Origin of the sequence: Aeromonas sp. TW 6, from assembly GCF_013168745.1 — a bacterium.
GTDB lineage: Bacteria > Pseudomonadota > Gammaproteobacteria > Enterobacterales > Aeromonadaceae > Aeromonas > Aeromonas caviae.
In genome coordinates this window covers 1-6,250 of the sequence record NZ_JABERS010000087.1, presented here as the reverse complement: position 1 = coordinate 6,250, position 6,250 = coordinate 1, and the positions used below count along the sequence as shown (strand labels likewise).

Below are 6,250 nucleotides of genomic sequence, written 5' to 3'. Positions count from 1 at the left end.
GAATGCATGGTGTTTTTGCTCATGGGGGGAGCGTATCTAAGGAGCAGGATCAAGCAAGCAGGAAAGTGGGATCAAGAGACGATCGTCTCATTTTTCCTGTGTCAATACTGTTCCGGTGAATACTTACGGCTGCGCAGCTCTATATCGAGAGCCAATTGCGTCAGCGCGTACCGACCGATAATCTGGTGCACTTCGGCCACCGGGCGGCGATGGACTCCATGCCGTTCCAGCTTGACCCGACCAGCATGGCGCTGGCGCAACCCCGGCAGCGGATCTTGATTGCCGATGCGGTGGGCCTGGGAAAGACACTCGAAGCAGGCATATTGGTGTCGGAGTTGATCCGGCGTGGTCGCGGCAAACGAATCTTGGTACTGGCGGTCAAGTCGATGCTGACCCAGTTCCAAAAAGAGTTCTGGAGTCGTTTTGCCATCCCGCTGACCCGTCTGGACTCTGCCGGACTGCAACGGGTGCGCAATCGTATCCCAACCAATCACAACCCGTTCCACTATTTCGACAAGACCATCATCTCGATTGATACCCTCAAGCAGGACATCGAGTACCGCCATCATCTGGAAAATGCCTGGTGGGACATCATCGTCATCGACGAGGCACACAACGTCGCCGAGCGCGGCACCAGCTCGTTGCGCAGCAAACTGGCCAAGCTGCTGGCAGGGCGCAGCGATACCCTGATCATGCTCTCGGCCACGCCCCATGACGGCAAGCCGGAGAGCTTTGCCAGCCTGATGAACATGCTGGATCCAACTGCCATCGCCAACCCGCAAGAGTATGAGTACAGCGATTTTGCGGATAAGAATCTGGTGGTGCGCCGCTTCAAAAAAGACGTCAAGGATCAGATGGTCGGTGAGTTCCCGGAGCGCCAGATCAGTGCCCTCAAGCGTAAAGCCAGTGCGGCCGAGGAGGAGGTTTATCGGCGACTGGTAGAGAGCAAGCTACGCGATGATGATGACGACGATACTCCCGCGACCAAGGGGCGGCTGTTCAAGGTCACCCTGGAAAAGGCTCTGTTCTCCAGCCCGATGGCATGTGCCAGCGTGGTGGCCAATCGGCTCAAACGGTTGGAAAGCCGCAAGGAGATCAACAGCCAAAGCCAGATCAACGAACTGCAGTCGCTGCTTGCCGCGCTCAATAATGTCGATGCCAGCCAGTTCAGCAAGTACCAGTTGCTACTGGAGACGATCCGCGCCGATTTGCAGTGGAAGGCCAATAAGAGCGATGACCGTCTGGTGATCTTCACCGAAAGCATCAAGACCCTGGAGTTTCTTGCCAATCAGTTGCAAGCCGACTTGAAACTCAAGGACGATCAACTGGCTACGCTGCGTGGTGATCAGGGTGACACTGTGCTGATGGATACCGTCGAGGCCTTTGGTAAAGAGCAGTCCCCACTGCGCTTGCTGATCTGCTCGGATGTCGCCTCCGAAGGTATCAACCTGCACCACCTCAGCCACAAGATGATCCACTTTGATATTCCCTGGTCGCTGATGGTCTTCCAGCAGCGCAACGGTCGTATCGATCGTTACGGCCAGAAACAGGTACCGCAGATCCGTTATCTGTTGACCGAAGCGGCCGAGGCGCAGATCAACGGTGATATGCGCGTACTCGAGGTGTTGATCAATAAGGACGAGCAGGCGCAGATAAACATCGGTGACAGCTCGGAGTTCACCGGCAAATACACCCAGGAAGAGGAAGAGCAGCAAGTCACCGACTTTATGATGCGGGATGATGATGGCGCCAGCCTGTTCGAAGCCTTGCTCAACAGCAATGTGACTCAGAGCCCTGAGCATGATCTACTTGGGGCTCTGGCGAGTGGTGTGAGTAGCGATAGCACAACGGCAACGGCCAGCGACACCTCGCTGTTTGCCAGCGAGCAGGCCTACTGCGAGAAGGCGCTGGGCTTTCTCAAGACCATTGGGAAAACCAGCGGCCAAACCATCCAGTACGATACCTTGCCGGATGGCACGCTCTCACTGGTGGCACCAGAGGAGCTGCGCCGTCGTTTTGCGCAACTGCCGCCGGAAATCACCCCGGAGAATTGGGAGCTCTACCTCAGTCAGGACAAACAGGTTATCACCGAGGCCATTACCCGTTCACGTGGTGAGCAGCATGCCTGGCCATCGGTGCACTACCTGTGGCAGATCAACCCGGTGGTGCAGTGGCTGGATGACAAGATGCAGGCCGCATTCGGTCGCCATCAGGCACCGGTGATCCGCCTGTCGCATACCCTGTCGCCGGACGAAGATCACTTCATCCTCTCCGGTCTGTTCCCGAACCGCAAATCGCACCCCATGGTCAACCCCTGGCTGGTGGTCAGCTTCAACCGCGAGGCTTTCACCGGCAGTGTACCGTTCGCGCAATTTGTGGCCGACCATCCGCAACTGGCAGGCAAGCTCTCCAATGCCGGTGGCCTGCAGCGTAACCATGAGCGTCAACAGCAGTTACTTGAAGCGGCCATCAACCACGCCAAAGAGGTTTTTGTGCATGAGCGCAATGCCTTTGAGGAGCAGATCAACCAGCGGCTGACCGAACAGTTGGAGAAGCTCGATGTGCTCAAGGGGCGTCAGCTCAAGCAGCTGGATCTGGACTTTGCCGATAACAAGCAGCTCGAGTCGGTCAAACAAAACCGCAAAGAGCAGCGCCAGCGCGAGATAGAGCACAACTTCGAAAGCTATCTGGAGTGGATCCAGGACACCATGACCACAGAAAAAGAGCCGTATATCCAGCTCATTGCAGTCATTACCGGGGCGGAGGGTTAATTTATGGCACTAGTCGGCATCAACAACGAAAACGAATTCTACTCCAACCACTACCTGGGCGAGGTCTTCAGCAACGACATTCGCGATGTACTGGAGCCCTGGACGGAACAGGAAAACGCGGCCCGGGAGATCGAACGGGCTGCCCGCGAGCAGGGCAAAGAGGTTGCCGCCGGGTATCGCGCCCCGTGGAATCAACTCAGCACCCTGGCTACTGTGTTTTTCCGTCAGTTGGCCGAGCATGAAAAGCAGCGCCAGGTCGCGCAACGTCTAGCTGATCAGCGCAGCCGCTGGCAGCCGCTGTTGCAGGCACTCGGTTATGAGCTGACTCCACAGCTCCAGACGCTGGATGACAACGCGCCGCTGCCGCTGGTGGCCCGTTACAACAGTGCCGATGGCAGCCCTTGGCTGTGGATTGCCGAAGCCCACGATGCAGAGGAGGGCAGTAGCGATCCGCTCTCGCTGCCACTGCTCAAGGCACAATTCCCGGCCGATGTTGACCCAAAACTGCGTGACAATCTGTGCAAGAACAGCCGCGGGGAGCCGCGTAGCTGGCAGGATCTGCTTTCCTCCAGCGTCTTTACTCAGGCCGAGCCGCCCCGCTTTGTGCTGCTGCTGGGCAACCGCCAACTGCTGCTGCTCGACCGAACCAAGTGGGCGCAGAACCGCCTGTTGCGTTTTGATTTTGAAGAGATATTGAGCCGTCGCGAGGGCGATACTCTCAAGGCCGTCGCGGCGTTGCTGCATAAGGATTCGCTGCTGCCCGGCAGCGGTGCGCCTTATCTCGACTCGCTGGATGACAACTCCCATAAGCATGCCTTTGGCGTCTCCGAAGATCTCAAATACGCCCTGCGCGAGAGCATAGAGCTGCTGGGCAACGAGGCGATGAGCTACCTCATCGAGCGCGGGCTGGCCACCTACACAGGGCAGAAGGCCGTCAGTCCAGATGACCTGAGCCGTGAGTGCCTGCGCTACATGTACCGTCTGCTGTTCCTCTTCTATATCGAGGCGCGCCCGGAGCTGGGTTATGCCCCCATGACCGCCAAGACCTATCTGCAGGGCTACAGCCTGGAGACGCTGCGCGATCTGGAGATGATCCCCTTGACCACCGAAGAGGATCGCAATGGTCACTACCTGCACGACAGCCTGGAGATGTTGTTCAAGCTGGTGCGTGAAGGCTATGGCGGTGGCATCCAGGCTCAGGGCGATTTGGGTATCGCGGCCGGCGAGGAGCATGAAGCGCACCTCAGCATCAACGATCATCAGTTCTTCATTCCGCAACTGGAAAGCCACCTGTTCGCCAGCGATAAAACCCGCCATCTCAACCGCGTGGTGTTTCGTAACGAAACCCTGCAACAGGTCATTCAGGCCATGTCCCTCAGCCGTCCGGGCAAAGGGCGCTTCAGTCGTCGTGGTCGCATCTCCTACCGCCAGCTGGGCATCAACCAGTTGGGTGCCGTGTACGAGGCGCTGCTCTCCTACCGCGGCTTCTTTGCCAGTGAAGATCTGTACGAGGTGAAAAAGGCCGACAGCGAGTTCAACGAGCTGGATACCGGCTACTTCGTCACCGCCGCCGAGATTGGCAAATATCACGATGATGAAAAGGTCTATAACGCTGACGGCAGCCTGCGCATCCATCGCAAGGGCAGCTTTATCTACCGCATGGCCGGGCGTGACCGCGAAAAATCCGCCTCCTACTACACGCCGGAAGTGCTGACCCGCTCCCTGGTCAAATACGCCTTAAAAGAGTTGTTCAAGGAGCAGATCGAGCCGATTGATGACCTTCATGCCCGGGCCGATGCTATCTTGCATCTGACCGTCTGCGAGCCGGCGATGGGCAGTGCGGCCTTCTTGAACGAAGCCATCAACCAACTGGCCGAAGCCTATCTGCACCACAAGCAGCAGGCCGAGGGCAAACGCATTCCGCAAGATAGCTACACCCGCGAGCTGCAACGGGTGAAGATGTATATCGCCGATAACAACGTGTTCGGCGTCGACTTGAACCCGGTAGCGGTCGAGCTGGCCGAAGTCTCGCTCTGGCTCAACGCCATCAGTGGCGATGCCTTTGTGCCCTGGTTCGGTTATCAGCTGCATTGCGGTAACTCGCTGATTGGCGCCCGCCGCCAGCTGTTTAACGTCAGTGAACTCAGTTACAAGAAGGCCAAAGACCCGAGCTGGCTCAATAGCGAGCCGCACTCACTGGCGATGAAGACCCCCCGGGCCGACAAACAGGTGTTCCACTTCCTGCTGCCGGATGCCGGTATGGCCAGCTACAGCGACAAGACCGTCAAGGCGCGCTATCCCGCGGCGTTCAAGGCGCTGGATACCTGGCGCAAGGCGTTTACCGCCAGCTTGAGCCCGAGCGAGATCACCGATCTGCAGCGCATCAGCGCCAAGGTCGAGGCGCTGTGGCAGGCGTATCGTCAGCAGCTCAACGCCGAGCGCCGTCAGACCGCCGACAGCTATCCGGTGTGGCCGAATCCCAGCACGGCACAGGTGCATGCCAGCCTCAGCAGCAAGGATGCCACCCTCAGCAGCCGTCAGCAGGAGAGCAGTGCCTACCAGAAACTGCGCTGGGTGATGGACTACTGGTGTGCCCTCTGGTTCTGGCCGATTGACCAGGCCGCGGAGCTGCCCGATCGCGCCGACTGGCTGTTTGAAATCGAGACCCTGCTCGATGGCGTGGTGCAGACCAGCGCCGAAGCCCAACTTGAGCCCGCGGCCAGCGGCCAGCTGGATCTGGGTCTGGATCCGGCCTCCGGTGAGCAGATGTCGCTGTTTAGCGGCAGCGGCGTGCTGCAGCGCAATAAACTCTTTGCCGTGCTGCCCCGCCTGCAGCTGGTAGATAAAATCACCCGCGTCCAGCGCTTCTTCCACTGGGATCTGGAGTTTTGCGATCTGTTTGCCGAACGCGGCGGCTTTGACCTGATGCTGGGGAACCCTCCCTGGCTCAAGGTGGAGTGGCAGGAAGCCGGCGTGCTGGGGGATTTTGAGCCGGAATTTGTGCTGCGCAAGCTCAGTGCCTCCAAGCTGACCACGCTGCGCGATGAGGCCTTCGAGCAATATCCGGCACTGGAAGCTGCCTGGCGCAGCGAATATGAGGGCTGTGAAGGAACGCAAAATTTCCTCAATGCCCTGCAGAACTATCCGGTGCTCAAGGGGACTCAGACCAACCTCTATAAATGTTTCCTGCCGCAGGCCTGGCGCTTGGGTGCAGAGCAAGGGGTCTCCGGCTTTCTGCATCCCGAAGGGATCTATGATGATCCCAAGGGCGGGTTATTGCGTGCTTCGGTTTATCCTCGCTTGCGGGCCCACTATCAGTTTCAGAATCAACATATGCTCTTTCCAATAGGGCATCATGTACAGGATCTTTAGCGCCAACCAATTGAAATAGATATAAAAAAGGCTTCGTTTGTGATCTAATTTTATCGCCAAACAAAATCAACACGCGCGAAGCCTATGACCATTATTAATGCTAATCA

2 protein-coding genes are annotated in these 6,250 nt (G+C 57.9%); both read left to right on the top strand.

Annotated features, from left to right (window positions below; translation table 11 throughout):
• Positions 1–155: 155 nt before the first annotated feature.
• The gene (locus tag HKD46_RS20865) at positions 156–2,771 is read left to right on the top strand and encodes a DEAD/DEAH box helicase (RefSeq protein WP_185219335.1); all 2,616 of its coding nucleotides are present in this window, start codon (positions 156–158) and stop codon (positions 2,769–2,771) included.
• Between the two features lie 3 nt (positions 2,772–2,774).
• The gene (locus tag HKD46_RS20860) at positions 2,775–6,143 is read left to right on the top strand and encodes a class I SAM-dependent DNA methyltransferase (RefSeq protein ID WP_221413927.1); all 3,369 of its coding nucleotides are present in this window, start codon (positions 2,775–2,777) and stop codon (positions 6,141–6,143) included.
• The last annotated feature ends 107 nt before the right edge of the window (positions 6,144–6,250 follow it).